An 18,210-nucleotide genomic window follows, 5' to 3' on the forward strand; every position below is an offset into this window, starting at 1 on the left:
CATGCGCGCCGCACCGCTCCCGCTGTTGCTGATCGCCACGTACATGGCCAGCGCGGGCGCGCAGACACCGGCGGAGCCGGAACATGCGCCGGCGCCCGAGCATGTGAGCTGGATCGACAAGGTGCTCAACAAGCTCGGCGCGTCGAAGGAGGTAGACCTCAGCCACGGGATCGACTGGGGTGTACTGCCGGGGCCGTTCTACAACCCCGAAATGGGGCTGGGCGTGGGTGCCGCCGCCATCGGCCTGTACAAGCCAAAGAACGCAGAGAAGGACACGCAGCTATCCACGCTGAATCTGCACGGCTTTCTGACCACCTCGGGTGCGTTCGGCATCGGCGCGGACAACAACACGTTTTTTGCCGACGATAGCTATCGCTTTGTCTTCAGTGGCGCGCTGATCAGCATGCCAACCGCGTACTGGGGCATCGGCTATAACAATGCGATCGACAACGCCAACAAGGAAGACTACACGCGGCGTGGCGTGGTGTTTCAGCCCCGCGTCATGGTGCGGGTGCGCCCGAATATCTACGTGGGCGGCGGCTACGATTTCGAGTACGACGATGCCACGCAGCTACAGCGTGGCGCCAATAGCGCGCTGGCGACGGACCCGCACGGCACGCGCGTGCTCAGCAGCGCTCTCACCGCGCATTTCTCGTATGACACACGCGACTTCCTGCCAAACCCGTACCAGGGTCAGGCGTTGCTGCTCAATGGCACCGTGTACCGCCGCGCCATTGGCAGCGACTCGGATTTCGAATCGCTGGAAATTACTTACGACAAGTACTTCCGCATGCGCGAGCGCGATGTGCTGGCGTTCGATATCTATGGGAAGTTCAACTGGGGCGACGTGCCCTGGAGCATGATGTCCAAGCTCGGCGACAACCGGCGCATGCGCGGCTACTTCACGGGCCAGTACCGCGACAAGGCCATGCTGACCGCCCAGGTGGAATACCGCTGGCACATCGTCGGGCGCCAGGGCATGGTGTTCTGGGCGGGCACCGGGGCAATCGCGCCCAATCCCGGCGCGCTGACGTCCGCGCACTGGCCGCCCAATCTTGGCGTGGGCTACCGGTTCGAATTCAAGCCGCGCGTCAATGTGCGCTTCGACGTGGGCGTCGGCAGCAATACCAAGGGCGTCTACTTCCAGATCAACGAGGCCTTCTGAACGGGCCAAAAGGAAGTTCGTCGCCGATTTCCGGGGAAGGCTCTCTCGGATCTTGGGGGAAACGCGGATGCGTTCACCGTTGCGGGTTTCCTCCCAGCGATCATGCAAGGTATAGCCGCCAGGTGACTTAAAGACACACTCCCAACCCGATGCAGGGCGGCGGTAACTGCCCCGCAAACTGTGTGGTCTCGCACGGAAGACAAGATGATCGTCGTGAAGAATCGGTGCAAATCTGTGTGGCGCACCGGGCTCGCGACCGCACCGTAAAAATTAACAAGACTGGGTAACCGTGCGGCGACGTACGGAAGGGGGTTGTCATGAACGAATCGTTGCCTGCCGATATCAGCTCGCTTGTGGAGACACCCACCATCGGCTTGCGAGATCTCGCCGTGGAAGTCTGCCTGAGGATTGCCTGCGCGTCCCTGTTCACCGCCTTTGCCTATGCAGCGTTCAATCATTGGCTTGCGGACCCAACGCGCTTCACGCTACTTTTCATCGTCATAGGCGAAGCCGTTGTCGTTTGTCTGGCCTTGCTGGCCCGGATCCCTTACAAGCGAGACTGGCATCCCACCGCCATACTCTGCTCGCTCGGCGCAACCTATTACTTTCTTGGTATCAATCTTGCGCCAGGATCGCAGTTGATTCCCGAGATCATTGGGGTCGCGCTGCAGATCGTCAGCTTTATCTGGCAGATCTACGCAAAGCTGTCGCTACGATTCTCGTTCGGCATCCTGCCGGCCAATCGGGGAATCGTGACTAGCGGCGCGTATCGGTTCATGCGGCATCCCATATATGCGGCCTATTTTGTCGCGCATGTAGGCTTCGTGCTAACCAACTTCGGTCTGCAAAACCTGCTGGTCTTTGCCGGCCTGTATTGCCTGCAGATTGCGCGGATCATTCGGGAAGAGCGTCTTTTATCTCAGGATCCGACGTACCGCGCCTATTGCGCCCGGGTGCGCTACCGATTTATTCCCTACATCTTTTGAGTACGCAGGTAGCGGCGGCCGCTCAACGATCCGCGCCATCCCGCCGTGTTAAGGCGGCATGGCGCATGTCATGCGGAATCAGTTCGAGGCGACAATGCCGGTTGTCTCCGCCGTCACCATGTCCACGCCCACCAGCGGCGCACCGGAAAGCTTGACGAAGCCAGCGTTAGGCGCAAGCCACACCGTGCCTTCCAGTACAGGCATCGGCAAGTAGCTGATGCCCTTGCGCTCGTAGCGCAGCGCCAGCTTGGCACCATCGGATGAATCCGAATTGTTTGTCGCACTTCTCAGATTTTTTGTATCGTGAAAGCGAGCGTAACCACGACAGTGCGTCTTAGCACAATCGGGACGGTGAAGAGTGAAGCTTGCCGGGCCAATGCCTGGCACCTGCCTGCTTGCGCAGCTTTAAGTGTGTTGCATCGACCAGTTGAATCTGCAGTCGCAAGGCGCCGTTCACCAACTAAGATCCGCCGTGAGCCAAAAGGCAATGGGGACGGCTAGTGCGGCATCGAATCACTTAGAGGCGACGAAGGAAGTCAATCAGAAGAGTATTGACATGAGCCGGCGCCTCCTGTTGGAGCCAATGCCCCACGTGCGGCACAACGTGCGAGCCACGATGATGTGGCGCCAACTCGGGTATGGCATCAATGATGTCCATCATGCCCGGTATCGACAACCCCGTGTCACGCTCGCCGACCAGGAAAAGCGACGGGACTTCCAATGTCCGCCCCTCGAACGCCGCCTGCAGTTCCCAGTTTCGGTCGAGATTGCGGTAGTAATTCAATCCCCCTCGAAAACCCGAATGTAGGAATGCTCGTACGAGAGCATCCAGATCAGTGGGGGCAAGCCAGGCCGGTAGCGACGAGAAATCGTGCAATTCATCGAGATATCCGCGTTGTCGCTTCACAAGCCCAAAAGGATTTGGACTCCTCTCATCTCTAGGGCCGACGTCACCTGATGCCGAGAAGTAGATCTTGCGCAGGGAGCTTTCAACATCTCGCTCGAGTTCGGCTTCGGCAAGTCCGAGCTGCGAAAAATAGTGTGTGTAGAACCACATCCGATCGGTTTGCGGAAAAAGCTGGCTCGGTGCCATCGGCGCCCGGTTCATCAGCGGCACCCCCAGCGCGACGACCGCACGGAAGCGGTCTGGCCGCAGCGTTGCGGCTTGCCATGCGACGGTGGCTCCCCAGTCATTGCCCACAACCACTGCGCGCCGCTCTCCCACTGAGTCCAGAAGACCGATCAAGTCGCCGATCACGTCGATTGTGGTGTATTGCTCCATCTTCGCTGGGCAATCGCTTAAGCCAAAGCCGCGTAGGTCAGGCGCAATTGCGCGGAAGCCCGCATCGGAAAGCGCCGCCAGTTGATGTCTCCAGACATGCGAGGTTTCCGGAAAGCCGTGGAGAAGCAGTACAAGCGGTCCTTTGCCGCTTTCGACGGCATGAAGGCGGATTCCATTGGCGTCAATGAAGTGCTGGGCGGCGGTGATCATAGGCGTCCTGACAGATATACGAACGCCGGTATAATATCGTAACTTCAGACGTTACGGTTAAGGGAGATTTACGACGTGCAACGCGACATCAGGCTGGCCCGGCTACTTCACGTGTTGATTCACATGCACCTTCGAGGCGGCACTACGACATCGGAGACGATTGCGTTGATGTTGCATACCAATCCGGTCCTTGTTCGACGCACGATGGCAGCGCTTCGTCAGGCTGGCTATGTCCATTCGGTACCGGGGCCTGGAGGGGGGTGGGCCCTCTCGTGTGAGCTTGATCAGCTCACAGCTCGAGACATCTACATCGCCATCGAGCACAGGGGATTATTTGCGATCGGCCTTGCTGAAGACAACTTGTCTTGCCCTGTCGAATCGGCGGTCAATCGGGTTCTCTGCAACGCGATGGCGTCCGCGGAGGCGGCGTGGCTAAGTTCACTTGAAGAGGTTCGCCTTTCAGAAATCTCCAAGAGCATCTAGGTGCGGACCACCAGTCGGGTGGTCGATGTGTGAGGCTTCAGGAGTCGGCCGATGTCTGTCCCCGCTTGCCTTCGAGCGACGCTCGGCGGCCGTCGTCTCATGCCTGCGCTCTGGTAAGCATGCACTCCGGCGCGCCCGCGTGTGGCTACGGCCAATGGCCGCGCCCGGCCAGCAGCGGACAGTTGCGACTCGCCCTCGAATGGCCCCTTCGGGTAGCACACCGGACACCTCTACGAGGGTGGCAGAGACCGTCTGCATCGTGAATGCAATTCAAAAAAACGCCACGGCCGGATGGTCGTGGTGTCAAAGCTCGGAATAACTAAGGTGCCGGTTTCCCGGCATGATGCATTCACCGCATTGCCTTCGGTGAACGCCGTGCGCGCCGGAATGGCGCCCTGGGGCAGGAAGCAATGCTGTGGCTGCATGCTCTGCATGGATTCTCCTCCGATTCGTTTCGATTGCGACGGCGGCGCTTGGACTCGTCAGTTTCAAAACGGGCGCACTACGGCGTGAGAAGCACACCCACTTCAATTTGCTGGTTCTGGTCGAATGCGATGGCCGATATCTGGCCGTTGTTGTTGATGCCGGTTGCGCGCAGGATCGTGAAACCCGGCGTGCCGAGGCTCAGATCGGCATGAAAGCCACCATGCGCCGGGTCAATCAGAAAACCGCGCTCGTTCGAAGTCGAAACAATGGCAGTCGGAGAGCCAATACTCCCCACGATGGCGCCGGCGTCGTTGATCCCCAAGGCCCGGCAAATGACCGGAATCGGAACGGTGGCCGCCGGCGGCGGGATGCGGAAGAAGGTCGCGCGCGGATTCAGGGGCGGGACCACGGCGGGATGAGCGCCGTCAAACGAGGCACCCACGACGTCCTTGTTGATATTGAGGTCGGCCGTGACGGAATGGCGCAGCGTTGGTCCAAGACCACTTGGCAGGGCCTGAAGCAGCGTGATGAAGGGAATTGCCGGCCCCAGAATGTTATTCAGCAGAAAGGCCTGGGCGACGATGCCGGTGGCATCGTCAATGGCCGCATCCAGGGCGATGTCGCCGTTGTCGTTGAGTGCGCTTGCACTGCCGGGTCTTGGCAAGAAGACCGGCCTGAGGTTCAAGGGTATGAACACATCCAGATCGCGCATGGCCAACGGAATGCCTACCGCCGTGCCATCGAGGAAGAACGGGTGCTCGAGCCCCGGGGCCACTTCCGAGTCGCCGACAATATGGCCCGCATTGTTGATGTCATTGGCCCTGCTGCTGCCGAAGAACGTATTGGCGGGAAACCCGAGCGGAGGCGTCGGCAACAACGTTCCCAAGTCCTTTGGCGCTGTTGCCGCATTGGCCCAGAGCACGGCGCGCGTGCCCTGCGTGGTGCTAGCGGGATTGAAGGCATTGTCGAATACGATCGCGTCGCATTGCCCCACGATAGCGCCGGCGTTGTTGACGCGGAGCGCCACGCCCTTGCCGGCGCTGGTCGGCAAGGCTTGGAGCTGCCGTCCCACGCCCCCGGGTGAAAAGACCCAGGGAAAATCGCCATCCACGTCTCCCACGACGACCCCGCCGTCGTTGAGCCCGAACGCACGCGAGGTTCTGCCGTCCGGCGAGATCTTCGTCACCGTAAACAAAAAGTGTCCTGGCATATCAACTCCTTTGTCTTGCGTCGCGGGATCGCGACTGCAGGCCTACCGGCCGTGGCCTGGTACCCGGGCCCCCGACTCGGCTACGGGACGGGAATACTGGTCACGTCGCCGAGACGATCCAGCGGATCGACGAATGCCACCATCAGGGTCAGCTCTGCCGCGACGTCACCCGGCGCAGGAATTTGCGTGGTGAGACTTCCGCCTTCGATACTGGGCCAGGCACCCCCCAGGACGACGCCATCGGCGTTGCGTATCGGCTCGATCGGGCCATCGGCCCGCTTCGTCCACGCCGCCAGCCTGAAGCGGCCGACGGCTAGCTTGTGCGCCCGGGGCGGGTCATCCACCTGAATCTGCAATACAAGCGTGTCGGGCGATGGGCCGGGCTGCCGCGCGACATGCATCGCCGCAACGTCCGGCGCCGCCGGCGCGGCTTGTGGCACGTGCATGACCGTGCGTGGGGCCGATGGCGAACTCTTTGGCCTGGGTTGATCCTGGCTACCGGAGGGGGCCACCGGCACGATCTCGCTCGCCACTTCATCATAGGCAGCAGGCAGCCGTCGTTCAGGCGGCATGCGCCACTCTGCCCAGTACACGTAGCGCACATAAGGCTCCAGCCCACGCCCCGCGTTGTCGTCGGAAAACGAGGCAACGTAGTGGCCCGTGGCAGCCGCGCGGACCATCGCGACGGCAACGCCCACCTGTCGCGCGTATATGGGGTCGGGCACCCCGGCAACCGCGCGCCGGATCGTCGCGGCGGGTGGTTGCGTGCCCCGCTGGCCCGGGTGGAATAGTCCTGGTTCGTCGCGCTTCAATATCACTTCGTCCACCGCGTCGGTGGAAACCGTGAGCGATACCTTGCCCGTCTGCTGGTCGATGTCAGCATCCAGCCTGGGCGCGGCCGGCCGGCGGCTTTCGGGCACTGCAACCGCGACGATGCCGCACTTGCCAAAGTCCGCTTCCTCGCCATCCGTTCCGAGCGGCACCACACGCACGAACTGCACCGTCTCAAGGCTGCGTGGCAGATGGATGGACAGCCCGGCGCCCCCGCCTTGCGCAACCACTGGCGGGTCGGTGAGTAGCCGGAAACGCTTTTTGACGCCTTCGAGGTGGGCCCCCTTCACCGCCACCAGGCCACGGGACGTGGCCCCCGGCGGATCCTCCCCCAGCTCTGCCTCGGTAATTTGCATCGCCGCCTGGTCGGCAAGATAGACCCGGTACCGCGACCCATCCGTCGCGTTCCAACGCAGTTTCAGCTCCACCTCGGGTGCCGGGCCGGGTTCGCTCGACCAGAACAGCCCCACGCCGGTTTTCAGCAACGTGTGCGACCTGAAGTTCCGGACTTCGAATGCCGCGCGTGCCACCGCTGACTTGTTGCCTTGCGTATCGGTGTACTGCCCCAGCAGGGAGAAGGTGGTGATCGCGTCGGCGATTGGCGGAATCGCGAGCGTGTGCTCGATGGTGCCGGGGTTGGACACGTCGATCGGTGGATCGTCCAGGGTGCCGATGCCAAGCTGGATCGAGGCAATGTCGAAGGCGCCGGCAGGCAGGTCGTCAAGCCGTGGGACGACTGTCGCGCTCCCTGCGTGTTCCATCTGCGAAGGCGAGAAGCCATCGGGCTCGGGAAGCCGCGCGGGCACGGCAATCCTGACACTGACCACACCGGGCGACGTGCCCGGCAGGATGTCTCCGGCGAGTCTTTCAACGTGGAAGCGCAATACGGGTTCTGGCGGCTGCACACGCGGTGGGGGCGCTGTGGAAAAGGAGGCCGCCTTTTCCGGGAAGCGGCCAAAGAAATCCGAACCCCATACCGCGAACGACGTCTGGTTGGTGCCTGCGTCGATGTCATGATCCGTTTCCAATGCCTGCGGTTCCAGGCTGGAAGAGTTCCCGCCTATCTCGGTGATGCGCGGGCTCGCGTCGCGCTCCTTGCCGAAGAGGCGCGGCGCGGCGCGCGTCAACCCGTCCAGCCAATCGTTGCGCGACACCCATTGCTGGTCTTCAAGCCTTGCCAGCGCACACTGGGACACCAGCGGAAGGTTCTCGAACGCAAAGCTCGCCCGGTAAAGGCGACTGGGTTGGGTATCACTCAAGCCTTGCCAGCGCACCTGGAAGACCTGCGGGGAAGGGACGACCGGAGGCAGCCAGGGCGGCACCGGATCGATCATCAGCATCAGCGGCGCGATGACCAGGCCGTCCCCCATCACCCGAGTCGCCATCTTTTCCACGGCGAGGCCGTAGTCGGTACCGGTTGCAGTACTGAGCGTCTGGGCATAGACCTTGACGAAATTGCTGGTTGGCGTGTGGCCCCTGATGGCCGACAGGTCCAGCCCGTACTGCGAGAACTCATCGACCGACACGGCGAACAGCCCGAACAATGCCAGCGTCGACCAGCGATTGCCCGGGAGCGAGTCGATACGGTCGGCAAGGCCCAGGTACCGTGCAACGCCGGGGTCGGCTGCCGCAAGCTGCAGCGTGCCGAGCCGGTCCAGCTCGACGTGCTGCGGCCGGTCCCCGGCGGGAGTGGTGCCGATGGCTAGCATGCGCTCCCGTTGTTCCCACGGTGGTGGCTTTTTGGTGCTGACCAGCCGCTCGATCAGCGCGTCGAAGCCGCCCTCCACATGCAGCGAACGTAGCGAGGCGATGACGCGCTCGATTTCATCGCCGGCCGAAACGCTTTCGAGGTTGCCAAACGGGCGGTCCATCGGATTCATGCGCAGCGGCGCACCGCGCTCCACCCTGAGCATCCCCGCCTCACGATCCTGGATGCCCAGGTACCAGGGAAAATCGCCCTTGATCGGCAATGCCAGCGTCGCCAGGATCGATTCGCGGTCGAACTGCAGTTCCTCAACGATGGCCAGGGGAATCATCCGCTGGATGATGCGCAAGGTTCCAGACCCCCAAACCTTCAGCTTGTGGAATAGCGGTCCTGAAAATACGAACGGACCCTGATCGCGCACGCAGATGGTGCGGCCATGCTGATCGAGCATCGCCGCCGCTTTGATGGTGCCCGCGCCCTCGTCGATCTCGATGGAGGACGTCATGAGGTTTGGCGGGTCCGACAGCAGCAATGTGACCTCGAGCACGCCATCGTCACCAAATTGCGAAGGAGTTGGCAGGCCCTTCGAGTCCTGCGTGAAAAGCCTGCAAGCGCGTCGCTCGCCCTGGAGATCCAGCCCCCTGACGATCAGCGGGCCGACCGGAAAGCTCGCGCCCAGGCCGGAAAAAACCCGCACATGCGTGCCCGCCTGCAGGTCCTTGTCGCCGTCAGGCTCCACGGCGAAGGAGAACGCCGAAAGTATTTCGGACGGTGCTCGGATCGATGGCATCAGGGGTCCTCCGCAAAGCCGGGAGCCTCCGGCAACATCACCCTGGCCACGTGTTGCTGCCTGGACCGGAGGACGAGGAAAGCCTGCTGCGGCGGTGCCGGTACCGCAAACGGCGACGACGTCAGAAACAGCAGCCGGGAACCTGAACGATCGCGCCGGCGAATGTCGAACGTCACCGGCGGTCCGCCTTCGAGCGTCAGCGCCGCACCGTCGAACTCCAGCCGTCCCGTCCGGTGGATGGGCTCGGGCGACTCCAGCATCAAGCCGGCAAAGTGCCAGGCGCCCATCTGGTGCCGTATCCAGATGCGGCTTTGCCGTGGCGCTTCCGCGACCGGCCAGCCGTCCAGACCGAGGCTGGCGAGCGCACTCTGGAAGGCCTGGTCATCGTCATCGATCACCGCGCCGCCACCAATGGCCGCGCCGACAACCGCAAGGTCACCGGCCAGTACGTCCTTGGGTGGCATGGCCACCGGTGCGATCACCTGCCAACCCAGAGATGAAAGCATGTCTTCCGGCGTGCGCCACCGAGACGTCTTGAACGTGACGCCTGGCAGGCGCCCCGTCGGGTTGCCATCCACATTGGCCGTGACATAGGCCTCATACCAGGCCTCAGGATCGAGCGTGGTGGCGGCGGTTGCCGTGGCGCCCGGCAAGGGTTGCGCGCACGGCGCGGCAATAATTGCGTCGAACCTGACCTGGTCGACTGGCGACAGGAATTCCCGCAGCTTGCCGAAGCTCCAGACCGGCGCCAGCAGGATTGGCCGCGCATGCGGCTCGCCCGGTCTGTCAATGCGCCTCACCGCGGTCGACACGGCAAAACCGTAGCTATTGGCAAGGGCCGGTACGTGGCTTTGCGTGAAGTGGGCCGCGATGGGGTCGTCGCGGAATCGGCATTGGTCACTCTGGCCCGGTTCGTAGCCAGCGAGGTAGCGCTCCAGCATCTGCGGCACGAACACGTTCTGCCGCTTGAAGAGGAAGTCTGCAAAGCCCTTCTTGCCGCTGACGAGCTGCACGCTTTCCTGCTTCCTGGCCGTGCCGAAGAACAGTTGCCGCAGTGTCGGCGTGTTCGCCCCGGCTGTGCCCGGCGGCTGGTAGCTCGCCTGATCCAGGCGTGAGTCCGCGGGCGTATTCTGCCCCGCATCGTACCGTTCGCCAGACCACAGCATGTCGATGTCGAGCCGGTAGATGCGCCCGGGCTGGAGAATGGTTCGGCGGTGCAGTTCCAGCGGCAGCATCGTCAGCTTCGGGCCGTCTTGCCTGGCCCGGCTCAACTGTTCGGCAAGGTCGTCGATGGCGGCGCGCGCCTGGGCAGCGGCCTCGGCCGCGACGCTCGACACGCCGCGCAGGCCAAGCACCGCGATCGTGGCACTGATTGGCCAGTTGACGATCACTCGATTTGTCGCGGAGGCGCCGGGCTGTGCAAAGCTGAAAACGTCGCGATCATCCACCGTGCCAAGAAACTTGGGACCTTCCCAGGTGGCGCCCGTGGCGCTCCTTACCGAGACGCCTACGAACCGGTTCCCATGCTCGAATATGCGGCGGTCTCCAGACACCACAAGCAGACCTTGCGTGATGGTTTCGGGCAGGTCCAGGTGCAGGCGCTGCTCGACGAACGCGCCGGATTCCATCAGTTCCGCGAGTTTCAGGTCGGGGGGCACCCCAAGCGTCGGCGCGACAATGGCACCGTCGAAGCTCCGCTCGAGTCCCAGGTCTTGCGGCGCTTCGAATCTCACTAGCCGCGCGGCGCTCAATGAGAAACCGGGATGCGTGCCATAAGCGCGGTCGAGCGGTGTCTCGTTGCCGTTCTCGTTTATTCCGAAGTGATGCATCTCGGATTCGACCCGGCTCCATAGCGGGTCGTTGCCGGACGGTGACTGCGGCAAGTGGTAGCCGGCGGTCAATCGCCGCGCCAGGTAGCCGATGGCCCATGCCGGGCGTGCCTCCGGGCGGGCCGTGCAGAAGTCGGTTGTGGTGCCGATCGGGTTGCCAACGTCCTTGCCGGCATCTGCGCGACGGTTGACCCACAGGTCGCCCACCGTGCTGAACAGCAGCAGCTCCGTGGCGTCCGTCGCGCCGCGCGGCACCTGCCAGCGCGCCGGCAACCGTGTGCCGACCCGCGTGCCGCCCACCCGGGGATCGACCTCGTCGGTGACATCGAACAACGCCACGTCCTTGAGCTGCCACCAGTAGCGCAGCAGTTCCGACCCGATGCGTTTGCCGGCATATGGCTTGCCCGGGCCATTCACGCCGAAGAACTGGTCATCCGCACCGGGTAGCACGTCTGGGGCGAATGCGAATGGGATGGAGATCAGCACATCCGGCCAGACGCGAACCTCGTCTGTGACGTTCGCCGGATCCTCGACAAGGTGGCCAATGACACGATAGCTGTCGTCGGTCAGCACCGGAGTCGACCCGACCCGCCGCCGCTCGTTCTGGAATGACTCGTACCTGTCGAGCGGGTGTTGATCCGCGGGCGGCAGGAACGGCTTTGCTTCATCGCCGCCGAAGGTGATGGTCACCGAACCCTCGATATCGAAGAAGAAGAGCTCGATACGGCCGGTGACACGTACCCATAGATAGACGTCCTGCGCCACGGCAATGAACTTCGCGTCGGCGCTCACGCCAAGCGCGAACGGCCCCAGGTGCAATGCCCCGTTGGCCCCACCCAGACCGGCAAAGGTCAGCGGGCTGGGCACGAGCAGCAGATCCAAACCCAGATAGAGCTGCGCCCAGGCGATGGGCCGCAGCCCGAAATTCTGATGAACCGAAAATCCGACGGCGATGACAAAGCCGTGGTCGTAGTCGATGAACGGCGCCTGCACGGGCCAGCGCAGGATGCCCTTGCCGCGAACCATCAGGTATGCGTCGGCGCCGAATCCGAGGATGTCCGGCAATACCTTGAGCGACACCGGGCCGATCTTGCGACCCTGCCCGTCGTAGCCGTCGGCACCCAGATAGGTGTACCAGTCGCTCGTATCGCCCGCCACGGGATAGTGGCCAACCAGCGGCAGCCGGATCTCCAGCAACGGCTTGAAATCGATCGAGCCGATCACCGCGAAATCCACGGCGCGCGCATCGACCCCGATAAAGCCCAGGCAACTCACGCCACGAACCGGCGGAAAACTTGGATCGGTGATCTTCGGCCGTGGACGCATCACACTGCCATTGAGCGCGCCACGCACCGAGACGTCGGGGACGGTGATCAGGATCTCGGCCTTCGCCCCGAAGGTGAAGCCAAGATCGGGCAACGTGCCCACGGCGGCACCGATGCCGAACAACATGTTGCCGGCGGCCACGGTGAAGTCTTCCGCATGCTCATGGCGCCACTGCAGTTGCCGCAGCACCGGATCGCCTTCGCCGCTCAGCTTGGGCTGGGCGGCCACGCCGAACATCCCGGAGACGCCAAACAGCCCGAGTCCGGAATTGGCCAGTGGCAGCGGTGCCGGCAACTCCGCCGCGAGCGCCAGGAACACCATTGGATCGCTGTAGATCACCGTTGCGTCGGCATTGAACTGGATCGGCACGATTGCCGCGGCAATGTGCGCCTCGAAACCGCCCGGAATCAGATGCAACGCTCCCCGGCCCGCGATTACGCCCGGCAGGTCGATGCCCACGGCGATACCAGTGAGGGTGACGACAGGATGCCCATCCTTGAGCGTGCCCCGTATGGTGACGCCCGAAACCTTGACCGGCCCCAGGTTGAGCCGGAAGCGCAGGTCAACCTCGATCCAGGCCGAACCACGGCCCGACCGGCTGCCGACAACGTCGAACAATTGTTCGAAGCCATCGAGTTGCCAGGCGCCGGGATTCTCGATTTCCATCTCAGCCCGGTCGTAGTCGAGATCGAACATGCCAAGCCCTGACTTGCGCATGTCGATCGTCATCGCAACGCGACGCACCCGGATGCGCATGGGCTGGTCGGGCACCATGCTGACTGACAGCCCTCCGCCTGGCACGCCGAGCGCCGTGACGCGAACGGCCACCGAGTAATCGAGGTTCAGCGAGATCCGTTCGCCGACTGGCAGACCATGCCCCGTGGACTCGATTTCGGCACCGTGCAGCACGAAGCGGCTGGCGGGCTCGAACAACGACGACAGGGCCGCGCCGGCCGCGGCGATGGCCGCCAAGTGGTACTTGCCGCCATCGTTCTGAACGTCACCATTGGCAATCAGTGAGGTCGCCATCGCCGCTGCCGTGTTGAACACCTTGGCGGGCGCCAACGCCCCGGCATTGTCGTCGGTCTGTACCATGACCAGCCCCGCCGGACCCTGCGACGAAAGCCCCAGCGTCATCCGCATATTGCCCGGGTCGTTGGCCGGATCGCGCGCGAACGTGGCTGTCACGCGAACCGGTTCGCCGGCCAGGAAGGTGAGATCCCCCAACTGTTCGAGTGGCACGGACCGGCCGTTGAGAGGCAGGTCCATGCTGGCCGAAATCAACGTTGGGACCAGGCCCGAGAATCCCCTGGCGGTTGGATCAATGCATTCGATCCGGATGCTGAAACCTGGTCGCGCCGAAGCTTGCTCGATCGCCGCCTTTGGCGGCACCTTGGTTTCCATCACAAGCTGGATGCCACCGGGGCCGGTGGGAATGGCCAGGTATCCCTTGATCGGCTGCCCGCCAAAGAAGGGCATGTCGCGAGGCAGGTAGAAGTTCAGTTGGCGCGCCAGTATCCCGCGCCAGGTCTTGTTGTCCGCGTCGATGTGATCGAGTGGAGGAGACAGTGCGGGCGCACCGCTCCCAGGACCAGCATGTTCCTGGCTGTCGTCGATGACAAGGGCGGGACAGTGAAAGCCGATGCTGGAGTTGCCAAACACCACCGCCGGCGTGTCGAAGCCAACGGTCACGATCCCTTCGGTGGAGTCGGTGTCCGGCGTAAAGCGGAGGCTGGCTGGCTTCTCGGGGGTGCCCTGGATCAGCAGTGAAGGTGCCAACTGCGAGCCTGCTTCTTCCGCCCGGCTGACCAGCACGGCCGGTTGCCCCGTGGAGGCGAGGCTCGCTTCGCCGGTGGCGGCGTCGGTCACGATGTTGGCGCCCGTGAAGGCAAATCCGGGGAGCCGCTCGACGAACTTGAAGACGGCGTGCACGCGATCTTCTTCGGAGAGGATCAGCCAGAACCAGAACGATGTTGGATTCTGCTCGGGCTCAAGCTTCAGCTTGAACGGTATCTTGCCCAACTGCTCAGTCGGCAGCGCCAGATGAAAATCGAATCCGGGGATCGGGCTCTTGTTCTGGTCGAGGTCGATTTCGACTTCGCCCTTGAAAATGCCGCCGCCCAGTGGGGTTGGCGCGGGGTTGGGATTGAGGATCGACAGGAGCAGGTCGATTTCGCTGGGCAACACGACGTGATCCAGCACGCGCGCTTGCTGCAGGAACGCCCTTACCGACATGGCTGGCTCCGGGATACACGGTTACTGACACGGACGCCACCGGTCGACGGATACCGGCGGCCAACGGCCGGGCGTCCGGAACTGCGGAACGGGAAGGCATGGATCGCGCGGTCGGCAGGACACCGCGTCCCACGTGCGCCAGAGATGATGTCGCCTGATGTCGTGCCCTGTTTCATCGCAGGCGCCCCTCGGCAGCTTTGTTTTTTTCATCTTGCACGAGGCGCACGCGCGGGCGGGCCACAGGCAATGAGTGGAGCGTAGAGGAGCGCAACAAAAACGCAAATGCATGCCGCTTTCGACAGATCTGCACAAGTTTTTATGGCGTTCGTCAGTCCGGCATCGTTGTCATACCGTCATCACGAACTGCTCCGTAGGTGGATCTGACTCCACCGGAATGGGGTGATCGCCGAGAGATTTGTAGCGGTTATAACGTAGTTGAAGACTACGTTGCGTCGTCCTACAACGCTCCGCATGAACGCCGCGCCCTCCCCTGCCGCCCTTCGCATTACCGAAGATTCTGCTGACCTGTCGCGCATTGGGCTGGCGACCACATTGGCCGCGCCATTACAACGGCCATCAACTGTTCCAGGCGTTTGAAACGAAAAGGCCAGCAATTCCCGTGACTGGCCGGCCGAGCTCACCTCACGGCGGGGCGGCGGGCCTTTCCTTTGGCTGGCACGACCGCCTCGTCGCGGAGACGGTCTAGCACCCACTTCGTCCGGTCGGTGCAGTTCATCTCCGTGGGCCGGTTTTCGATGCTGCTGATGGCGGCAAGCAATTGTGCCCTGTTCTTTTTGAGGCGCATTTGCATGTCGTCGATCTCGGCGACCTTGCGCCTCAGGGCTTCCAGTAACTCGTCATGCTGCCAGTTCCCAGAGCCGACCGGGAGCAGATGGCGGATCTGTTCGAGTGAGAACCCTGCACTTTGCGCGCCGGTGATGATTTCCAGAATCCAGGCTGCCTCCGGCGGGTAATCACGGTAGCCATTCGCCTTGCGATCGACCGTCGAGATCAATCCGGCGCTCTCATAGAAGCGGATGCGCGAAGGCGCCAAACCGCTGAGCTTCGCCAGTTCTCCAATTCTCATACGTCACCAAAAGTACTGACCTTAAAGTTAGCTTGAATCCTACAGTAATTCGTGGCTGGCCGAGGCAGCTAACCGCCGCGGATGCCGAGGAGCATATTCTTCGGCACCCAGCCCTACGTGGAGAGGGATACAGCGATGCAGCCATCGCGCAAGTTGCTTCGGCAGCTTGCCCGCATTCCGCCGGCGCCACACAGGCAAGAGCGTTCCACTGCCAGACGACGTATGCCGCTCGGCATGGCAGCGATTGCCGGTGGCCCGTGGTCAGCCAACAATGGGGCTTGACATTAAAGCTGACTTTAATCTTAGAGTCGAAGCACGATCAATGAGGTGACCCCATGAACGTGTTCGACAAGTTCGCACTCCCCAATGGTTCGACGATTCCGAACCGCATCGCCAAGGCTGCTATGGAAGAGAACATGGCAGATGACGACCACGCGCCTTCCGAGGAACTGATACGTCTGTACAGAGCCTGGGCGGAGGGAGGCGCAGGCCTGCTGATCACAGGCAACGTGATGGTGGACAGCCGTGCGATGACGGGGCCAGGCGGCGTCGTGCTGGAAGACGCCCGTCACCTGGAGCGGTTCAGGCGCTGGGCGCAGGTCGGCCGAGCCAACCGGGCGCAGCTTTGGCTGCAGGTCAACCATCCCGGCCGCCAGATGCCAGCCAATCTGGGACAGCCCACGTGGGCCCCCTCCGCGGTGCCATTGAAGCTGGGCAGTATGTCCAAATACTTCAACGCGCCAAAGGCGATGACGCACGAAGCCATCGAGGACGTCATCCGTCGCTTTGCGCGTACCGCCCAACTGGGCGAGCAGGCCGGCTTCACGGGCGTCGAGATCCACGCGGCACACGGCTATCTGCTGAGTCAGTTCCTCTCGCCGTTGAGCAACCAGAGAACTGATGAGTGGGGTGGCTTGCTGGAGAACCGCGCGCGCCTGCTCATTGAAATCGTCAAGGCTGTACGCGCTGTGGTTTCGCCTGGATTCGCGGTTGCCGTCAAGTTGAACTCCGCCGACTTTCAGCGGGGCGGCTTCAGCGCGGACGACGCCCGCCAGGTTGTGAAGCTGCTCAACGAACTGGCCGTTGATCTCGTCGAGCTGTCGGGAGGCAGCTATGAAGCCCCGGCCATGCAGGGCGACGCCAGCGACGGCAGCACGCTCGCCCGAGAGGCCTACTTTATCGAATTCGCCCGGGACATCCGCGCGATCGCGAAGATGCCAGTGATGGTCACGGGCGGTATCCGCCGTTGGCCGGTGGTGGAGGAAGTGATCAAGAGCGGCGTTGACATGGTTGGCATGGGCACCGCCCTGGCGATCGATCCCAATCTGCCACGCGATTGGCGTGCAGGCAAGGACAGCGCACCTGCGTTACTGCCGATCAAATGGAAGAACAAGCCGCTGGCCTCGGCGGCCAACATGGCGGCAGTCAAGTTTCAGCTGCGCAAGCTAAGCCGCGGCAAGGCGACTAATCCGAAGGTGTCGGCACTGCGCGCGCTGATCCTGCAGCAGGTGTCCGACGCACGTCGCGCCCGTCAGTATCGGCGCTGGATAGCCCAGCGCAGCTACGGCTGACAGACCGGACAACCGAACCAGACCTCCCTTAACTTAAACACTTTAAGCACTTGAACTCATCAACATGAAAATCGGCAAACCCGCGGCTGCAGCCGGCATACTCCTGAGTACTCAACTGAGCCCGGTTTGGGCCGATGGCACATCGGACATTCAGCAGGGCGAAAGCACAACAATCAGTATCGCCGGTCATGAGGTTCCTGTTGTCAAAGGCGGGCTGTATGACCGATATCGCTCCAACCCTCCTCTTTCCGTCATCGAATCCGAAGCTCCAGACGTCGACCTGAATTGGTTCAAGACACTCAAGAAGGACAAGGTAGATATTGGCTTTGAATCCTATTCGCCAAACTTCTACTACAAGAACAGCATGGTGACAGCCATCTTCACTGCTGACTTGAACAAGCTGCGGGAATTGATGCCTGCCGAGGTACTGGCGAAGGTTCAACCGCTTCAGATCTGGCCAGGCAGGGGCCTGATCGCGCTCACCGCCTACTCATATCGCTATTGCGACAACGACAGCTACAACGAGATTGGTCTTTCCGTCGTCACGAATCGGCCGGGTAGTTCCAATCTCGGGCCGTTCAGCTTGATAGGTCAGGCGATATCGAACGACTTCTGGGGCTACGTACTGAAGCTTCCGGTCAATACGGAGCTCGCAAGGGTACGGGGTGTTGTTGGCTACAACCTGCCAAAATGGCTGACTGGCATTAACTACCGCGAAACCGAAAAGTCAGTCGTCGTCGAGATCCTCGATAGCGAGACGGGCAAGATCGATGTCACCATCGAAACCAGAAAGCTGGACGACCTTTCCGGAAAAATCTCGATGGTGACCAACAGCTTTACAACCTTCGACCAGCATGGGCAATTGACCACCGGATATGCAAATTCCCGTCAACTCAGTCATGCCTCCAGCACAAGTGCCGAGACAGTGAGCCTCGCCCTGACTGAAGGCGGTCTATCGACGTTCATCAAGTCCCTGAAGCTCGGCAAGATGCTCAAGTACGAGTACGTGCCCGAGTTTCAAAGCGCGCTGTACTCCCCAAGGCCACTTTGAGTAGTAGCCCCTGCTATCCCGGC

The 18,210-nt window shown here is 62.3% G+C and carries 12 protein-coding genes; 5 read left to right on the plus strand and 7 right to left on the minus strand.

The annotated features are described in order from the left end of the window. Position 1: 1 nt before the first annotated feature. Both AC3FLX_RS17430 and AC3FLX_RS17435 read left to right on the plus strand, forming a co-directional pair. Positions 2 to 1,165 (plus strand): BamA/TamA family outer membrane protein, encoded by a 1,164-nt coding sequence (locus tag AC3FLX_RS17430; protein WP_488698556.1) that lies wholly within the window; start codon positions 2 to 4, stop codon positions 1,163 to 1,165. A gap of 317 nt (positions 1,166 to 1,482) precedes the next feature. Then, on the plus strand, positions 1,483 to 2,151 hold the full coding sequence (locus tag AC3FLX_RS17435) for a methyltransferase family protein (protein WP_488698557.1): 669 nt from the start codon (positions 1,483 to 1,485) through the stop codon (positions 2,149 to 2,151). Between the two features lie 78 nt (positions 2,152 to 2,229). On the opposite strand, the gene AC3FLX_RS17440 is transcribed toward AC3FLX_RS17435, so the two are convergent. Continuing rightward, a complete protein-coding gene (locus AC3FLX_RS17440) occupies positions 2,230 to 2,355 on the minus strand; it encodes a hypothetical protein (protein WP_488698558.1) in 126 nt (41 codons plus the stop codon). 313 nt (positions 2,356 to 2,668) lie between these two features. After that, the gene (locus tag AC3FLX_RS17445; RefSeq protein WP_488698559.1) at positions 2,669 to 3,643 is read right to left on the minus strand and encodes an alpha/beta fold hydrolase; all 975 of its coding nucleotides are present in this window, start codon (positions 3,641 to 3,643) and stop codon (positions 2,669 to 2,671) included. A gap of 75 nt (positions 3,644 to 3,718) precedes the next feature. On the opposite strand from AC3FLX_RS17445, the gene AC3FLX_RS17450 reads away from it, so the two are divergent. After that, positions 3,719 to 4,126 (plus strand): Rrf2 family transcriptional regulator, encoded by a 408-nt coding sequence (locus AC3FLX_RS17450; RefSeq protein ID WP_488698560.1) that lies wholly within the window; start codon positions 3,719 to 3,721, stop codon positions 4,124 to 4,126. A gap of 230 nt (positions 4,127 to 4,356) precedes the next feature. Here AC3FLX_RS17450 and AC3FLX_RS17455 read toward each other — a convergent pair whose 3' ends face one another. From AC3FLX_RS17455 to AC3FLX_RS17475, 5 genes are all read right to left on the minus strand, one after another. Next, complete coding sequence (locus AC3FLX_RS17455) at positions 4,357 to 4,560, minus strand: hypothetical protein (protein ID WP_488698561.1); 204 nt, start codon at positions 4,558 to 4,560, stop codon at positions 4,357 to 4,359. Positions 4,561 to 4,628: 68 nt separating this feature from the next. Then, positions 4,629 to 5,762 (minus strand): hypothetical protein, encoded by a 1,134-nt coding sequence (locus AC3FLX_RS17460; protein ID WP_488698562.1) that lies wholly within the window; start codon positions 5,760 to 5,762, stop codon positions 4,629 to 4,631. 80 nt (positions 5,763 to 5,842) lie between these two features. Then, complete coding sequence (locus AC3FLX_RS17465) at positions 5,843 to 9,088, minus strand: hypothetical protein (RefSeq protein WP_488698563.1); 3,246 nt, start codon at positions 9,086 to 9,088, stop codon at positions 5,843 to 5,845. Further along, on the minus strand, positions 9,088 to 14,478 hold the full coding sequence (locus AC3FLX_RS17470; protein ID WP_488698564.1) for a hypothetical protein: 5,391 nt from the start codon (positions 14,476 to 14,478) through the stop codon (positions 9,088 to 9,090). The genes AC3FLX_RS17465 and AC3FLX_RS17470 overlap by 1 nt, the downstream gene beginning before the upstream one ends. Before the next feature lie 637 nt (positions 14,479 to 15,115). Further along, positions 15,116 to 15,565 (minus strand): MerR family DNA-binding transcriptional regulator, encoded by a 450-nt coding sequence (locus AC3FLX_RS17475; RefSeq protein WP_488698565.1) that lies wholly within the window; start codon positions 15,563 to 15,565, stop codon positions 15,116 to 15,118. Positions 15,566 to 15,900: 335 nt separating this feature from the next. Here AC3FLX_RS17475 and AC3FLX_RS17480 point away from each other — a divergent pair, with 335 nt between their 5' ends. Both AC3FLX_RS17480 and AC3FLX_RS17485 read left to right on the plus strand, forming a co-directional pair. Further along, positions 15,901 to 17,136 carry an NADH:flavin oxidoreductase/NADH oxidase family protein gene (locus tag AC3FLX_RS17480; RefSeq protein ID WP_488698566.1) on the plus strand — a complete coding sequence of 412 codons (1,236 nt, stop codon included), beginning with the start codon at positions 15,901 to 15,903 and terminating at the stop codon, positions 17,134 to 17,136. 64 nt (positions 17,137 to 17,200) lie between these two features. Next, positions 17,201 to 18,187 (plus strand): acetoacetate decarboxylase (ADC), encoded by a 987-nt coding sequence (locus AC3FLX_RS17485; protein WP_488698567.1) that lies wholly within the window; start codon positions 17,201 to 17,203, stop codon positions 18,185 to 18,187. Positions 18,188 to 18,210 lie beyond the last annotated feature (23 nt).

The organism is Cupriavidus sp. 291-E7 (genome assembly GCF_057798835.1).